Here is a 16,189-nt window from a genome sequence, read left to right as displayed (position 1 = left end):
AAAAACACCAAATTATGGTTTTATTGTATCAGAACCAAAATATAAAAACTGCACCTCCAATTGTTAGATGTTGACTAACGATTAGGGTGCAGTTCAAATTAATTATGAGCTTTTTCCAGGGCTAGCTTTATCCCGAAACCAATCAAGACCGTCCCGGTTATACCCTCGAAGATAGCTTGGGTTCTAGGCTTTTTCATAAAAGCACTGATCTGGTTCAACAGATAGATATAAAATACAAACCACAACGCAGTTAACACGGTATACGTCATGCCCATGATCAGGAACGGTAAAAACGTATCATTCCCTGGATTCACGAACTGAGGCAGAAACGTTAAAAAGAAGACGGCCACTTTAGGGTTCAGCAGGTTGGTAAGGAACCCTTGCTTAAAGCAAGACTGGTTTTCGTACTTACTTTTGACGGGCGTTTCTGCCGCTGCGGCCACTTGCTTATTCCTTAATCCCCATAGGGTCTTGAAGCCTAGATATACCAAGTAAACGGCACCGACATATTTGAAGATGGAAAATAGTAATGCGGATTTCACAATGATTGCTGAAAGTCCGAACACGGCAGCTGATGTATGAATAAGCAGGGCACAGCATGTGCCGAACATCGTTTTAAAACCTCCCGACGTTCCCACGGTAACGGTATTCCTTGTGGCTATTGCTGTATCTGGACCAGGTAAGATGATGAGAAGGATACACATGATGATGAACAAATAAAAGTTTTCCATATTCGGACCTCCACTCTTGGTGATGAATTCTGAAAATTATAACATAGATGTACTTGGTTTAGGGAAAAAAATTGATGGTCATGATTATTTCAGGACAATGGAGGAAAGCGGCGTGACTATAAATACGGTGTTTAATGAAGGCTCTTTTCGTAAAGATTGTTGTTTTTAAAACGAAACGATTTAAGGTTGATTGGAACGGATTGCGAGACTCCTGCGGGAGCAGCGGGACAGGTGAGACCCCACAGGCGTTTACGCCGAGGAGGCTCACCGCCCGCCCCGCGGAAAGCGAGCATCTGGAGGGGAAATCAACCACACCGCTTTACTTGGAAAATAGCAGCAAAGTAAGCGAAAACAGCCTTAATGAAACAAAAAACAAGCCAAATCATTTTTGATCTGGCTCGTTTTTTTATTCATTTAATACAAGCACTGTTATATGTTAGGGTAACTTTTTCAAAACAGCACGTACCGGACTTCCATCTGCTTCAACTAATGGAAGAGGAAGGGCAGCCAACTCATAATTACCCGGTCCTATACCGTCCAGTACAAGACCTTCCAAAATGTGAATTCCATGACCGGCAAGTTCATGATGTGCAGACAGTTCTTTACTATCCAAGGGATCTACTGAAGGTAAATCAAGACCAATAAGACGAACGCCGTGTTCTGAAAGATATGCCGCTAATTCTGGTTGGATATGAGGAATCGTTTGTGGAAACACACTCCGATTCTTCCAAGCATCCGTCCGAATTAGCAGACGGGTAACGCCTTGCAGGTCTATACTGGATAATTCATTGACACCGATGCTTGCCTTGTTAGGTAAATGGATGACTCGGGCACTTCCCATATATAAATCGAGATCCAAATCAATCACTCTTTTTCCATTGTCATCAAAATGAAAAGGAGCATCAATATGGGTACCGGTGTGGATACTCATATTGATTTGACCTACATTGACAGATCCACTTTCTTCCTTACTCCAATTGACTTTGTATGAGAAAGGTGTATCTCCAGGCCAAACTGCAACGTTTTCATCCAGACGTTGTGAAATATCAATCCATGTCCCCATGCACCTTACCTCCATCTCTTCTGGCTGTTTCTTGAATATCTTATAGCTTCGTTCTTAGACTCCATAGTTCCGGGAAGAAGTGTTGATCAAGTGCTCTTTTTAAATACGTTACACCTGATGATCCGCCGGTACCTTGTTTATTACCAATAATTCTTTCCACTGTGGTCATATGATTAAAACGCCATAATTGCTGTTGATGGCCAATGTCCACTAACTTCTCGCCCAGCTCATATAAGTCCCAATATTGCTCAACATCGCGGTAAACTGTCAGCCACGCCTCTTCTACACTGGCATTTGGTTCATATCTTTGTGACCAATCCCTGCTGATGGCTTCTTGATCAATAGGTAATCCGCGCGCCACAAGGGCATTGATCGCCGCGTCATAAATACTTGGCTCATGAAGGGCCTGCTGCATTTGCTCGTATAAATCAGTTTGGTGCTGATAGACTGATAGCGTATGGACATTTTTGTTTCCTAATGCAAATTCAATCAAACGATTCTGATAAGATTGGAATCCGGAAGATTGTCCCAGTTTATCCCTGAACTCCATGTATTCAGCCGGCGTCAAAGTTGAAAGGACATTCCATGACTGGATCAATTGCTGCTGGATCCTCGAAACGCGTGACAGCATTTTAAACGAAGGTTCCAACTTGTTTTGGCGGATGGACTCAGTTGCTGCCGTCAACTCATGTAAAATGAGCTTCATCCATAGCTCACTCGCTTGATGGATAATGATGAATAGCATTTCATCATGATGATCGGAACATCTATGTTGACTAGTTAAAATCTTATCAAGGTGGAGATAATCTCCGTAAGACATCGATTTTTGAAAATCGGTTTGAATTTCTTTCTCTAGACCAGTTATTGTTTGTTCATTGTTATCCATATTCTTCATTCCGCATTCTCCTCACTTTTCCATATGCAAAACTATTTATTCCGTCATTCTATTCTATCTTCTTTTCCAGGGATTCTTCCATTACATTATGGTTAATATTTCTTCTTTTTGAAACTAAATAAGCAACAGCTAAAAATAGTAACCAAGGTATCCCGAATTGAAGCATGATCTTGAAATCCGTAAACCATGTTGTAATCATTAAGCTGAATAGAAGAACGGCTCCCAGTATCGTTAAATAAGGAAAACCGATCATCCTTACAGGTAATTTGCGTCCTCCGGTTTTCTCCCATTTAACCCTGAAAAACAAATGGGAAATGAAGATCATGAGCCATGTGAACATGGCACCGAACATGGAGATCCCCATCATGAATGCATAGGATGAACCTGGAAGTAGCGCATGAACGCCTGCCGCAATGAAAATCCCGGTTGTAGAGACAGCAAGTGCTTTTCCCGGAACGCCCCTTTTGTTTAACTTTCCTAAAAAGCTAGGTGCATGTTTTCCGCGCGCCAATGAAAACATCATACGTGTTGAAGCATAGAGCTGAGCATTCATGGCAGATAATGCAGCAGTTAAAATAATAAAGTTCATGATCCCGGATGCACCAGGAATGTTCAAGATTTCCATTACTTTGACGAATGGACTTTCCTCGATCCCAGCCGTTTTCCACGGAACGATCATCAACATGATGCCGATTGTCAGCACATAGAAGGTGGATAAACGGAACACGGTCGCTTTTAAGGCTTTTGGAACAGCTGCATCAGGATCTTTTGCCTCTCCTGATGTAACCGCTATCATTTCGGTTCCAAGAAAGCTGAATAAAGAAATAAATACGGCTACCCACATTCCCCATCCGCCAAATGGGAAAAAACCGCCTTCATTTACGAAATTCTCAGGTCCTATATGTGGCTGATCGGATGAACCGAATAGTACATAGGATCCAAGAAGGATGAAACCAACAATGGCACTTATTTTAATGAAGGAGAACCAATACTCAAATGTAGCGAATGTATTCACGCTAGTAGCATTTACATAAATCAGGGCACCTGCAAACAGCAAAATCCATACGATTCCCGGCACGGTCGGAAACCAATACTTCATATACACGCTGACTGCACTTACCTCAACCCCAACAGCCAAAACATTGGCAATCCAATATGAATAGCGGACAAGATAGCCTGCCATCGGAGTCATGTACTTTTCAGCAATGGCCCCAAAAGATCCGGAAGTGGGATGGGCAACCGTCATTTCGGCTAAACAGCCCATCAACAGTAAAACAATGAACGCCCCGAGTGCATAGCTGAGCAATACACTTGGTCCTGCCGCTTGAATGGCAAGCCCGCTGCCAAGGAATAGCCCTGTCCCGATGGCACAGCCCATTGCAATCATTGAAAGCTGATTTGTTTCCAGCTCACGTTTTAATCCTTTTTCTGGCTCATCTTTAAAGTTCAATTGAGTATTTTTGTTCTCCATAGTTCATCCCCTTTTTATCAAAAAAGATTTTATCCTGCCCTAATTAACTGCCCATTTGAGGGATGAGCCCCATCTGGCGGAAATCCATTATGCGACCACTTCACGCTCATTCTTGAATTTTTCATATTGTTTTTCTGACATGATTTTCTTGAGTATTTGTACAACTTCCCAAACTTCTGCGTAGGAAGTATATAGTGCAACCGGAGCGAGACGAATGATGTTAGGTGCCCGGAAATCGGGAATGACACCGTTCTCTTTCAATGCCTTGCATATCCGTGCAGCTTCTTTATGCTCGAGGCTTACATGACCTCCGCGGCGTATGTCCTCTCTAGGAGTTCCAATGTAAAATCCCATGTCTGCCAATTCGGATTCTACTAAATCCATTAAATATTGATTGATTTTCAGGGATTTTTCGCGAATATTCTCGATTCCCGCTTCAATAAAAATGTCCAAAGACCCAATCAAAGGTGCACAACTTAACACATGCGGCGTGCCGATTTGATACGCGCCTGCTGATTCAGCTGGTGTCAACGTATGTTCCATATCGAATTGTTTATCTTTTTTGGAGCCGAACCATCCAGCCAATCCAGGCATCGTTCCAAAATGTTTTCGATTTACATATAAACCGCCAACACCGCCAGGGCCGCCATTCAAATGTTTATAATTGCACCAATACGCAAAATCCACATCCCATTCGCTGAATGAATGCGGAATCGCACCGATAGAATGACATCCGTCAAATCCGATTACTATTCCTCTTTTATGAGCTTCAGCAGTTAGACGTTTCATATCCAATATTTGACCGCTGCGATACAGGACTGTTGGCAAGATGATCAAAGCGATGTCATCGGTCATTGCTTCGATGATGTCATCCTCTTCAAGGAATCTGCCATCCGAGCTTTTGACGCGGATGAGATCGGTTTCCGGATCGTATCCATGTGTACGCAGCTGACTTTGAAGAGCATATATATCAGTCGGAAATGTTAATTCATCTGCTAAAATTTTTGTGCGCGTACCTTCAGGCTTATAAAAAGTGGCAACAAGCTGATGCAAATTTACAGTTGTGGAGCCGGTTACGATAACTTCCTCGGGAGAAGCTCCGACCAATGGGGCCATTTTCGCGCCCAATTTCTCAGCCATGAAAAACCATGGGTGATTCCCTTGAGTCCATCCATCAATCCCATGTTCCTTCCAATCTTCCAAAGATTCCAAAAGAGTGCGTTCAGCCCTTTTAGAAAGAAGTCCCAATGAATTTCCATCCATATAGATGGAATCCGGCTTTAAATAAAACTCTTCTCGAAAACCTTTCAGAGTATCTTTCTCATCCATTTGTTTAGCGTGATCCAATGTGTATTCAGAAACCATAATCATCCTCCTATATTAGTATTCTAAATAATTCTAGGAGAATCGTACCAAAGAATATGACATGGTGTCAATAAGTTAATTCAGAAAATTATAAACATTGAATCAATCTTTCCAACAAATGTTTTTTATTTTATGGAAATCCTTTATGCTAGAAGATAAGGGGAGGAATAAGCATGGAGAATGGCAAAGTAGGGGATAAACGGCATTTACGCTCGATCATGACACGGCAAAAGTTATTAGAAGCTGCAAAAGAAACATTTCTTGAAGAAGGTTATCAAGCTGCGCTTATTTCCCAAATGATCAAAAGGGCAAACATCGGATACGGAACGGCATATGTTCATTTTAAAGGGAAAGAGGATCTGTTAATTGTATTAATGGAAAATGTAATGGAGCAATTTTATGAAATTGCCGAGACCTCTTTCTTTCCAAAATCAAAAGACGAAGCAAAACATATCATAAACAGACAAGCTAATGCTTTTTTGAAAATGGCAGAAGCTGAACGCAATATGATGCAAGTTTTCGAACAGGCCATTGGGATCTCAACCATTATTTCAGATAAATGGAAAGCGATCCGCATGAAGTTCATTCAGCGCATTTCAAAGGACGTCGCCTATGCACAGCAAAATGGGCTGGCAAGAGCTGAACTAAACCATGAACTTGTGGCAAGAGGGTGGTTTTTCACAAATGAAATGTATCTATGGGAAATTGTCCGAAACGAACATCAAAGTTCTGTCGAAGAAATTGCCCAAACCATCACCTCAGTTTACGTCGAAGGCTTGTATTTGTAATGATAATGGCAGCTCACCAATCTTCCGGTTATATCGGAAGATTTTTTTTATTCAAGGTCTTACAGCATTGGGCATTTATAACGAAAACGCCAAACTCACGAGTAAAGCAGCGGAACTCACGAGTAAACTGCCCAAACTCACGAGTAAACAGCCAAAACTCACGAGTAAAGCAGCGGAACTCACGAGTAAACTGCCAGAACTCACGAGTAAAACGGCAAAATTCACGAGTAAATTGCCCATACTCACGAGTAAAACGGCAGAATTCACGAGTAAACTGCCCAAACTCACGAGTAAAACGGCAGAATTCACGAGTAAACTGCCCAAACTCACGAGTAAACCGCCAAAACACACGATCAAAACACCCTCATTAGCATCGGACTTACAGCGTCTACGCCTTAAGTCTTACTAGAAAATATAGCTAAGGCTCATTATACGAACTTGTAAAAGTAGATAAGATATAAACATAGAAAGGAGGACGAAAACAATGAAGAAATTTGGTTTATTTATTGTAGGACTGATCGCACTTTTCCTGTTATTGGCGAACGTTGGTCCACTGATCAGCCTGGCGATTTGCTTGGCGATCCTATACTTTGGGTTCAAGCAGTTCATGAAGTCCGAATCGACAGGGGCGAAGATTGCGTGGGGATCAGTCTCCATTATCGTGCTGATCGTTTCTATTTCCCATATCCCGGCAATATTGGGACTGGTGGCAGCTTATGTTCTTTACCTGGTTTATAAAAAATGGAATGAAAATGATGAAAGTGCATCATCTAAAGAAAATGACCCATTCTCAAATTTTGAAAGAGAGTGGAAAGAGTTGAATAAGAACTAATAGAAGGGATGTAATTGGAATGGGTAATTTATTTTCAAGAATGAAACAAACGATTTCAGCGGATTTTCACGACTTGTTGGATAAAAAGGAGCAAAAAAATCCAATCGGAATGTTAAATCAATATTTGCGTCAATGTGAGCAGGAGACAGAAAAGGTCGGTAAGCTGCTTGAACGTCAATATCTTCTGAAAGAAGAGTTTACGCGGGAATATAATCAAGCGCAAAATCTGGCTGAAAAACGTAAGCATCAGGCTGAGATTGCCAAGCAGTCGGGAGAAACGGATTTAATGGAGTTTGCTGTAAAGGAAAGCCTGCACTATGAAGAGCGAGCGCTAAGTTTGAAGGAGGCGCATAAAAGTGCAGAGGTTCAGTTGGCTGAACTGGAGCGGAAATATGAAGAAATGAAGCATAAGCTGAAGGATATGCATCTAAAGCGTCTGGAGCTGATGGGCAGGGAAAATATTGCCCGGGCAAACAACCGGATCAATCGGGTTTTGGATGGGGGCAGATCCGAATCCAAACCGGTAGCGATGTTTGAAGAAATGGAGCATTATATCGATCGAATCGAGCACCAGGTCCATACTGATTATAATCGGCATACGATCGATGCAAGGATTGTCCAGCTTGAAAAAGAATTGGAACAGAAAGAAGCGTAACGCTTTTTTAAGGCATCGCTGTTATCCCCTGATCTTTTGGAATGGGGGCAGGGGAAAACAGGCTGTCAGAACATGATAATTTCATGGTATTCTTAAAAGGCACGGGTTCCTGTGCCTTTTAAGAATATCATGATCATATGCAGGGGAGGCGAACCGATGTTGAACAAGATGAAGACGGACTATATGGGATGGATACTTCTCATCGGAGTCGTCCTGATTTTTTTTGAGATTTCATTTACGGGTGGAGGTCTCCTTTTTTCCCTCGCTTTTTCAATAGGATGCATCTATTTAGGCAGGAAATTCACAAAACGGACAATCGGGAAAATCCTATTTTTCATAGGGTTGATTTCCCTTATCATCAATGTCTTGAATATGTTCGTCTTTAAATTTTTCCTTATGGCGATCCTCATTTATCTTTTGTTTTTATATTATCAGTCCAAAAAGAATCCTGATTGGGTCAGTCCCATTTTAACCAATGATGATTCGGACGAAGAAAAGATCAATAAGGAACGATTGCTGAAAACCGATTATCTATTTAAAAATAAGTTGTTTGGTCATCAACAGACGGCCGAGCATGTATATGAATGGAATTCCGTGAATGTTCAGGGCGGGGTCGGTGATACGGTTATCGATTTAAGCAAAACGATTTTACCGAAAGGCGACGCTGTCATTTCCATCAGGAATATCATTGGCAATATCACTGTGCTTGTACCGTATGGCATCGAAATCAGGGTCCATCATTCTGTCATTGCCGGCAGGGCGCGGATTTTTGAAAATAAGCCTGAATCCAGGGTCTTTAATCAAATTTATTCCTACCAAACGGAAGGGTTCAATGAAACGGATCACAAGGTCCATATCATCACATCAATCTTAGTTGGCGATTTAGAGGTGAAGCGGATATGAGCATACTGACACGGCAGATATTGACTGCCCTTGGTGTTGCTTTCGTTCTTTCCCTTGCCTTGCCGGCGGCGGTTTTCTTCATCTTCCCTTTATCCGACTGGAGCTTATTGTGGGAGAAAATGGTCATGGGATTACCCTTCGTCATATTCCTGCCAAGCCTGGTCATGACGGTAGGGCTGATTTATGGAGTCGTTTCGGGAATGTTTTGGAAGAGGCAGCTCGAAAGGGTGGATGAAGGGCTGCATTTACTTGAACAGGGCCGCTTACCTTCGCAACAGGAAACGTATCCGGTCCAAGAGATGGCTAAAATGGCGGAACGGATGCAACTGATCCATAAGCAAATCAATGAGCAGACAAAATTATCGCAAAAAATGGCGAATGAAAAGGCCATTGATCAGGAGAAACAGATCCAGGAAATCGTTTCCCAGGAACGAAACCGTTTGGCGCGGGAGCTGCATGATTCGGTCAGCCAGCAATTGTTTGCAGCTTCGATGTTCATGTCGGCCATCACCGAATCACAATCCGATATGGAAAAAACGGAAATGAAACAATTCAAGGTAGTGGAAGAAATGATCCATCAATCCCAGCTTGAGATGAGGGCGTTATTGCTTCACTTGAGACCTGTTGCATTAAAGGGAAAATCTTTGCATGAAGGAATGAAGGAGCTTCTTTTGGAATTGGCCCAAAAAGTGACGATGGATATAAATTGGAAGATGGAGCCTGTCACTCTGGATAAGGGGATTGAGGACCATCTGTTTCGGATTTTACAAGAATCGATTTCCAATACACTGAGACATGCAAAAGCGAATTCGCTTGAAGTGTTATTGATCGTTCGTGATGGGATGATCATTTTACGGATAACGGATGACGGCATCGGCTTTAACGTCGAGGAGTCGAAAACGGGATCATATGGTCTGCAAAACATGCATGAACGGGCTGTTGAATTAGGCGGAACGATGCAACTTGTAAGCGTTCCGAATAAAGGAACGAAACTTGAAGTGAAAATCCCATTATTAAATGCTGGAGGTGATCATGATGATTAAAGTATTATTTGTCGATGACCATGAAATGGTAAGGATAGGGGTATCGGCTTATTTATCCGCACAATCGGATATCGAAGTGATCGGGGAAGCGGACAATGGCTTGAAAGCTGTCGAACTGGCAATGGAATTGCGTCCGGATATCATTTTGATGGATTTGGTGATGCCGGAAATGGACGGCATAGAAGCGACGAAACGAATTATCGAAAAATGGCCTGAAGCAAAGATCATCATTGTGACAAGCTTCCTGGATGATGAAAAGGTGTACCCGGCATTGGAAGCCGGAGCGACTAGCTATATGTTGAAAACATCAAAGGCCAGCGAGATTGCGAGAGCCGTCCGTTCCACTTTCCAGGGACAAAGTGTACTTGAACCTGAAGTGACGGGAAAAATGATGGAGAAGTTGCGTCGCCCAAAGGTCACCCAGCTTCATGATCAATTGACAAACCGTGAAATGGAAATTTTGCTGCTGATGACACAAGGGAAAACGAATCAGGAAATTGCCGATGAACTATACATAGCCCTGAAAACAGCCAAAGTGCATGTCAGCAATATATTAAGTAAGCTTGCCGTACAGGACCGCACGCAAGCAGTGATTTACGCATTTAAACATTCGCTCGTTCAAGAAGAAGAGTAAAGAGCGCCTATTTACCAATAGAGGAAAGATTGTTATATTTAGGGAAATATCCATCCCGTAAAGTTCTTTCAAGGTTGCTGATGATTGCAGCCTTTTTTTTACGGATAAAGGGAAAAAAGCAGGTGATTGATGTTAAGAGTTATCTTAGAATTATTTCGTATCATCACCATCATTTTCGTTATTGGAATGATAATGGGGTTCATCATTCATTCAATTTATGCGATTTTTGGAATAACTGTAGAGAATACCGCAGGCGGATGGATTGTTGCTATGGCAATTCTTCCATTACTCTATTTACTCTATAAAAATCGCAGACAAGTAAAACTCTCAAATAGGACAACGACAATCTTGCTTTGCTTCTCTGTGCTAATGTTGACGTTCGCCCCATTATTTCGCTAACGGAATGCAAAAAGAGCATGTTTTGATCAAAACATGCTCTTTTTTTATACAGTTTTTTAGATTATACGGCTTCCTCTGAAGTATCGAGCCTCTTGCCGTATATCCGATAAAGAACCAAAGCGAATACCATTCCTATAAAGGAGATGGAGGAGATGAACAAGTAAAGGGTCTTGCCACCGTAGGCCCCATATATGGCTCCGCCTACATAAGAAGCAATGATTCCCGAAACCCCGAAGAATAGCAGCGCCAGTACGGTCTGGCCTGTGGCACGCCATTCCACCGGAACGATCCGGTACAGATATTGGATGGCCGCCGAGTAGAAAATCGGGAAAGTCAATAGCTGCATGACTTGCAAATAAGCTAATAGCTGTGGATCGGTAATCCACGCAGAGATGAAATAACGGATAAAGAAAAACGCTGCTGCGAACGAAATGATGATAATTTCCTTACCCTTGCGAAGCCACCAGAAGCTTAGGGCGAACACAACGATTTCACTTCCCGCCGCTAAGAACCAGGTCAAGCCTACAAGCTTGGCACTTCCTCCAAGTTCGCGGATATACACTCCAAGGAAAGTATCGTTCATCCTTGCTGGAACAGCACAAATAAAGACCAATAACAGAAAGAGAAGCGTCTCTTTATTGCTGAAAAAGTGCTTAAGGCTGCTAAAGGTGACAGGTTTCCCTGATACGGGTGCATCAGGCATCATCCAGCTGATAATGAAACTGATCAATCCTATGCCCGCAAAAAGGAAGGCCAGGCTGTTCGCTCCAAAATATGACATAACATAGCCGGTGATCAGCGATATGACCGCATAGCCCAATGCACCATATGTCCGGATCGAGCCGTAGCTGATCCCGGATTTCTCTGCCATCGTAAAGTTAAGGCTTTCCGTCAGGGGATCAATCGGCATCAGAAAGAAATATAGCAGCATGGCAAAGAGGATGAGCTGAAGATAACTGCTTGAATCATAGAGGAAATAACCGATTACGGTCGAGAAAAAGACGAGTAACAACAGGACTTTTTGTATCGTCCTTGTTTTGTCGCTGATCATTCCCCATAAAGGCTGGGTGATGAGGGTGACAAAACCTCCTGTACCGACGATGAAGCCGATTTGGGCAGGACGCAAACCTTGATCAGACAGATAGACTGGGAGAAACGGAATGAAAATGGCAAGCAGTCCAAAATATAAAAAGTTAAAACCCTTTAATAATCGTATTGCTTTCATAAAAAATAGGATACCTCACGTGTTCTATAGATTGATTTTAACCTTGTTATTGTATCATTTATGACAGAATTTGAAAAAATAGTTTTAATTTTAAGGATGAAAATAGAAAAATAGAGTTGGATTCGAGGTTAAATTTCACTTTTTAAAAATGGATGTAAATGATAGAATTAACACTTATTGTTAATTAGAGAGGGTGATATTTAATGGATCAAGACACAAAGGTGATTCAGGAGTTGCAGGAATTGAAGCAAAAAGTCGGTCATCTTGAAGACTTATTAACGCAGCAAGCCAATAAAAAGGAAAAAGCAGGGCCATTTCGAATCTTCCTGGACGCAGTAGTCTCATTGCTATTTGGATTAATTGTTGTAGGACCGGTTATTGTAATTGTCGTTGGGGTCCTGATGGTCGCTGCATCATGGTTAGGGATGGAGTTTTAAACGTTTAGGAGAGCCTGGGCTTTTATGAATAGATTGATTTGATAAGGTAAACAGGAAGTTAGTGTTCGGTTATTCCAGTGGGAATTATTGATGAAGGATTGGAAGAAGGTCACGGTTTTGCTTTTCCATCTAATTATAGACGGGGAAGGAAGTGACCTCATGATACATTTCTTACAGATATGTTGCCGTAGCAACCAGTCTCATCCTGTCTGCGTTCGCCAAGAAACGGAAAAAGAACCACTCATCCCCACAAGACAGTAGTGGTTCTTCTTCTGACCAAGATTAAATCGTTTAGAAAAATGATTGCTTACTCTTGCTGTTTTCACCCTCATGTATCGAGCATTGGGTCTTATTAGTTTATCTTAGGGTCGTTACCAGAATATTCAGACACCGAAAAGGGAAGTTGAAGCATGGTTGCTGAAACATTTTGTTTGTCCTGGAAATGCTCCGTTGCATAAATTAAAGTCAGACCCGGGTAGGTGTTTCATAAATAAAATAATCATCTTTTGAAGATATAATGCAAAAAAAGGACTGTTACTGCAAGGTTGTATCTTTTCTCAATTGACAGAGATTCATTTTCTTTCATGAATTCTTCGATATCTTCACACTCAAGATTAGAGAATAAGGAAATCGTCTCTACTGGTATACCAAATTCATTGTTCAGTGCTTGAGTTATAGCAGAAACCCTTTCATTTGCATCGGATGAAGGCACGCCTATGACTAATAGGCCCACTAAATCTATTAGGTCCATCAATTCTGTTTGAGTTACCGTGGATTGAATATTTTCACCATTTGCAAAATCTAGAATGACTTGCTCAGATATTCCTGTAATTTTACTTAATGATGCTGCAGGCATTTTATAATCATTTAGAAGAGTTCTTAATAACTCTTTAGGTTCATGACCAATCATCTTAAATAACCCTCTTTCACTTTTTACTCTATTATAGTTTTAAGAAACAGAATCATTAAACCGTGAAACAGCAATTCTCCAGTAGAGAATCAACTTTATTCCCAATAGTATTCTACTGATTTCATAGTGCTGGCTTAACGCGATTTCCCATGATTTGTTTCTTTGAAAATATTATCCTGAGAAAGTTATTGACAAATTTACTTCGAGTCCGTATAGTATTGGATATTATTAAAAATATTCAGATATAATTTAATTTTTGAAACGCAATGATCAGGAGTAGTAAAAGCACATTATTCGGTAAAGAGAGCTGCGGGTTGGTGCAACGCAGTCCAATGATACTTTGAACTTGCCTGGGAGTGGTAAAGCGAAAGATAGGAATGATTCCATTCTTTTGTTTTAACGATTGACCTTCGTTACAAGGTTTTTAAAGCAGGGTTCTAGAAAAGAGCCAATAAGAGTGGTACCGCGGTAAGCTTAAGGCATATCGTCTCTTTCTTCATTTGATTATGAAGGAAGAGACGATATGCTTTTTTTGATTTTGGGGAGGTAAGGATATGGAAACGGACAAACGGAATTTACAGAGGACAATGACTTCAAGGCATATTACGATGATGGCATTAGGCGGTGCCATCGGGGCAGGTTTATTTAAAGGAAGCAGTTCAGCCATTGATATGGCAGGACCTTCCGTAATCATTGCGTACTTGATAGGAGGCATCATCCTATTATTCATCATGCAAGGTTTAGCTGAAATGGCGGTCCGCAATAGCGGTGCACGAACATTCAGGGATTTGGTCCAATCAATTTTAGGAAAGTATCCTGCCTATTTCCTGGACTGGATCTATTGGAAAATGTGGGTTTTGAATATCGCAGCTGAATCAGTGGTTGCGGCGATTTTCCTTCAATATTGGCTGCCTGGATATCCAATCTGGATACTGGCATTAGCTGTTTCGGTTTTAGTTACTGCGGTTAACTTGCTGTCGGTAAAGGTTTTTGCTGAAACGGAGTACTGGCTTGCTTTAGTTAAAATTACCGTCATCATTGTGTTCATCATGGCTGGATTATTGTTGCTGCTCGTTACTTTTGGTGATCATACAGCCGTCGGTTTTTCTAACTTGACTGAGCATGGCGGGTTCTTTCCGAATGGGTCGACAGGTTTGATCACGGCGATGCTGGTGGTAATCTATTCATATGGCGGTACGGAAATCATCGGGGTCACATTAGCAGAAACGAAAAATCCTGAAAAAGTGGTTCCAAAAGCCGTTCGCAGTACATTGGTCAGGATCATTTCCTTCTATATCATTCCCTTTTTCATCATCGTTAGCTTAATTCCTTGGAACGAAGTAAACGGGGTGCAGGTAAGTCCGTTTGTAATGGTCTTTCAAATGATTGGGATTCCAGGTGCCGACCATATTATGAACGCCGTTGTTCTATTAGCGATCATTTCATCGATGAACTCCGGGTTGTATGGTTCATCCCGCGTTCTATATACACAAGCAGTGGATGGTCGCATTCCGAAAATCTTTTCCCGTTTATCCAAGAAGAAAGTACCTGTTCCCGCAATCTTGATGTGTACTTCCGCTTTATATGGCGGTGTACTGATTTCCTTATTTGCTGGAAGCAAGACATTCGATTTCCTTATGGGTTCGCTGGGATATACCGTATTATTCATCTGGTTGATCATTGCTTTCGCCCATTTGAAATCACGTAAACAACAGTCCGGAAAAACAAGTGCCTATTCGGTAAAATGGTTCCCGTATACGACTTGGGCTGCGATCATCGCTTTAATAACGATCCTGATCGGAATCATTTTCACGACATCCATCATCGTTACGATCATTACACTTTGCATCTACATCTTCATTTCCTTGACGTTTGTATGGAAAAAACGCCACAACAAAATCTAGAGAAAGCGGGAATATCGCTTTTGCCTTCTCGCATATAAGTTTCAGTTTCAAGCCATGGTAGCATGCCATGGCTTTCGTTATGTATTCTTGGTCGCATTAAAAGTAAGAGATATCCATTTTACTAGTTCATGGGAATCATTAACTTTAGCAATTAAAGAGTGAATCTAGTGAAAAATGTTGTATAATAATCTTTGGAAAAAACCAATATATTGAAAGCCGGAGCGAGCTATGAAAAACAATTCCATCTTATCCTTTCACCCGTTATATTATTTATTACTTTTGGTGATTACTAGTTCCATCTATTCAATCATCAACCAATCTTCAGGTCATGCTGTCGATGTTACGACTATAATAGATGGGGAGATTCCCTTTATTAAAGAATTTGTCGTGCCTTATTTACTTTGGTATCCGTATATTTATGGATTGCTGATTTACTACTGTTTTGTTGACCGAAAGCACTATTTCGTAGGATTAGGCAGTTTGATATCGGGGAAACTTCTCTGTTTTCTTGTATATTGCCTTTGGCAAACGACAGTCCCCCGTCCAGAAGTGGTGGGGAACGATATCTTTGCCCATTTAATGAGAATCGTTTATAGTCATGATCAACCTGTCAACTGTCTTCCCAGCATTCATGTACTGACTACATTCATCATGATGATCGTCGCCCATAAGCGGAAAGAAAAGCATAAATGGGAGTATGCCAGTGTCACTGCATTCGGAACACTGATTATCCTCTCCACGCTATTTACGAAACAGCATGCTGTATTGGATGTACTCGCAGGGATTCTTCTTGCATGCGGGGTATATGCAGCTGTCCAGTATATGTTCCAAGCCCTATCGGCTTATCAGGCCAATCATTACACAGCAAGGCAAATTAAAAAGTGACCACAGGAAATAGCCACTGTAAGAATATTAGCTCCCATGAGCTGATATG

General features: G+C 41.5%; 18 protein-coding genes and 1 other annotated feature. Of the genes, 11 read left to right on the top strand and 7 right to left on the bottom strand.

Annotated features, from left to right (window positions below):
- Positions 1 to 98 precede the first annotated feature (98 nt).
- From QNH43_RS21250 to kynU, 5 genes are all read right to left on the bottom strand, one after another.
- On the bottom strand, positions 99 to 731 hold the full coding sequence (locus QNH43_RS21250) for a LysE family translocator (RefSeq protein WP_076364297.1): 633 nt from the start codon (positions 729 to 731) through the stop codon (positions 99 to 101).
- A 436-nt stretch (positions 732 to 1,167) separates the two neighbouring features.
- Positions 1,168 to 1,794, bottom strand: a complete 627-nt coding sequence (gene kynB / locus QNH43_RS21245; protein ID WP_283915554.1) for an arylformamidase — start codon at positions 1,792 to 1,794, stop codon at positions 1,168 to 1,170.
- A gap of 40 nt (positions 1,795 to 1,834) precedes the next feature.
- Complete coding sequence (gene kynA / locus QNH43_RS21240; RefSeq protein WP_141994559.1) at positions 1,835 to 2,680, bottom strand: tryptophan 2,3-dioxygenase; 846 nt, start codon at positions 2,678 to 2,680, stop codon at positions 1,835 to 1,837.
- Positions 2,681 to 2,738: 58 nt separating this feature from the next.
- Complete coding sequence (locus tag QNH43_RS21235) at positions 2,739 to 4,160, bottom strand: amino acid permease (protein WP_283915553.1); 1,422 nt, start codon at positions 4,158 to 4,160, stop codon at positions 2,739 to 2,741.
- An 87-nt stretch (positions 4,161 to 4,247) separates the two neighbouring features.
- Positions 4,248 to 5,525: a kynureninase gene (gene kynU / locus QNH43_RS21230; RefSeq protein WP_283915552.1), complete on the bottom strand. Its 1,278-nt coding sequence runs from the start codon at positions 5,523 to 5,525 to the stop codon at positions 4,248 to 4,250.
- Positions 5,526 to 5,698: 173 nt separating this feature from the next.
- Between kynU and QNH43_RS21225 the strand changes: the two genes are divergently transcribed.
- The 8 genes from QNH43_RS21225 to QNH43_RS21190 all read left to right on the top strand — a co-directional run bounded on the left by QNH43_RS21225 (position 5,699) and on the right by QNH43_RS21190 (position 10,779).
- The gene (locus QNH43_RS21225; protein ID WP_230302015.1) at positions 5,699 to 6,313 is read left to right on the top strand and encodes a TetR/AcrR family transcriptional regulator; all 615 of its coding nucleotides are present in this window, start codon (positions 5,699 to 5,701) and stop codon (positions 6,311 to 6,313) included.
- Positions 6,314 to 6,380: 67 nt separating this feature from the next.
- Positions 6,381 to 6,722: a hypothetical protein gene (locus QNH43_RS21220; protein WP_283915551.1), complete on the top strand. Its 342-nt coding sequence runs from the start codon at positions 6,381 to 6,383 to the stop codon at positions 6,720 to 6,722.
- Positions 6,723 to 6,797: 75 nt separating this feature from the next.
- On the top strand, positions 6,798 to 7,145 hold the full coding sequence (locus QNH43_RS21215) for a lmo0954 family membrane protein (protein ID WP_063232490.1): 348 nt from the start codon (positions 6,798 to 6,800) through the stop codon (positions 7,143 to 7,145).
- Positions 7,146 to 7,164: 19 nt separating this feature from the next.
- Complete coding sequence (locus QNH43_RS21210; RefSeq protein WP_283915550.1) at positions 7,165 to 7,800, top strand: PspA/IM30 family protein; 636 nt, start codon at positions 7,165 to 7,167, stop codon at positions 7,798 to 7,800.
- A gap of 156 nt (positions 7,801 to 7,956) precedes the next feature.
- Positions 7,957 to 8,703, top strand: coding sequence for a cell wall-active antibiotics response protein LiaF (liaF, locus tag QNH43_RS21205; RefSeq protein ID WP_283915549.1), 747 nt, complete (start codon positions 7,957 to 7,959; stop codon positions 8,701 to 8,703).
- Positions 8,700 to 9,746: a sensor histidine kinase gene (locus QNH43_RS21200; RefSeq protein ID WP_283915548.1), complete on the top strand. Its 1,047-nt coding sequence runs from the start codon at positions 8,700 to 8,702 to the stop codon at positions 9,744 to 9,746. Before liaF ends, QNH43_RS21200 begins: the two co-directional genes overlap by 4 nt.
- A complete protein-coding gene (locus QNH43_RS21195; protein WP_272492786.1) occupies positions 9,739 to 10,380 on the top strand; it encodes a response regulator transcription factor in 642 nt (213 codons plus the stop codon). Before QNH43_RS21200 ends, QNH43_RS21195 begins: the two co-directional genes overlap by 8 nt.
- A 129-nt stretch (positions 10,381 to 10,509) precedes the next feature.
- Positions 10,510 to 10,779, top strand: coding sequence for a hypothetical protein (locus tag QNH43_RS21190; protein ID WP_283915547.1), 270 nt, complete (start codon positions 10,510 to 10,512; stop codon positions 10,777 to 10,779).
- 61 nt (positions 10,780 to 10,840) lie between these two features.
- Here QNH43_RS21190 and QNH43_RS21185 read toward each other — a convergent pair whose 3' ends face one another.
- Complete coding sequence (locus tag QNH43_RS21185) at positions 10,841 to 12,004, bottom strand: MFS transporter (protein ID WP_283915546.1); 1,164 nt, start codon at positions 12,002 to 12,004, stop codon at positions 10,841 to 10,843.
- A 203-nt stretch (positions 12,005 to 12,207) separates the two neighbouring features.
- On the opposite strand from QNH43_RS21185, the gene QNH43_RS21180 reads away from it, so the two are divergent.
- On the top strand, positions 12,208 to 12,441 hold the full coding sequence (locus QNH43_RS21180; protein ID WP_283915545.1) for a hypothetical protein: 234 nt from the start codon (positions 12,208 to 12,210) through the stop codon (positions 12,439 to 12,441).
- 499 nt (positions 12,442 to 12,940) lie between these two features.
- Here the strand turns inward: QNH43_RS21180 and QNH43_RS21175 are convergent, their stop codons facing one another.
- Positions 12,941 to 13,351, bottom strand: a complete 411-nt coding sequence (locus QNH43_RS21175) for an HTH domain-containing protein (protein WP_283915544.1) — start codon at positions 13,349 to 13,351, stop codon at positions 12,941 to 12,943.
- Between the two features lie 257 nt (positions 13,352 to 13,608).
- Positions 13,609 to 13,846 (top strand) — a binding site (T-box leader).
- Between the two features lie 59 nt (positions 13,847 to 13,905).
- Here QNH43_RS21175 and QNH43_RS21170 point away from each other — a divergent pair.
- Positions 13,906 to 15,255 carry an amino acid permease gene (locus QNH43_RS21170; protein WP_076364325.1) on the top strand — a complete coding sequence of 450 codons (1,350 nt, stop codon included), beginning with the start codon at positions 13,906 to 13,908 and terminating at the stop codon, positions 15,253 to 15,255.
- Between the two features lie 228 nt (positions 15,256 to 15,483).
- Complete coding sequence (locus QNH43_RS21165; RefSeq protein ID WP_283915543.1) at positions 15,484 to 16,140, top strand: phosphatase PAP2 family protein; 657 nt, start codon at positions 15,484 to 15,486, stop codon at positions 16,138 to 16,140.
- Positions 16,141 to 16,189 lie beyond the last annotated feature (49 nt).

This window comes from Peribacillus simplex, from assembly GCF_030123325.1.
Lineage (GTDB): Bacteria > Bacillota > Bacilli > Bacillales > DSM-1321 > Peribacillus > Peribacillus simplex_D.
Note: the sequence above shows the minus strand (reverse complement) of the source record. Positions and strands in the feature narration are given on the sequence as shown.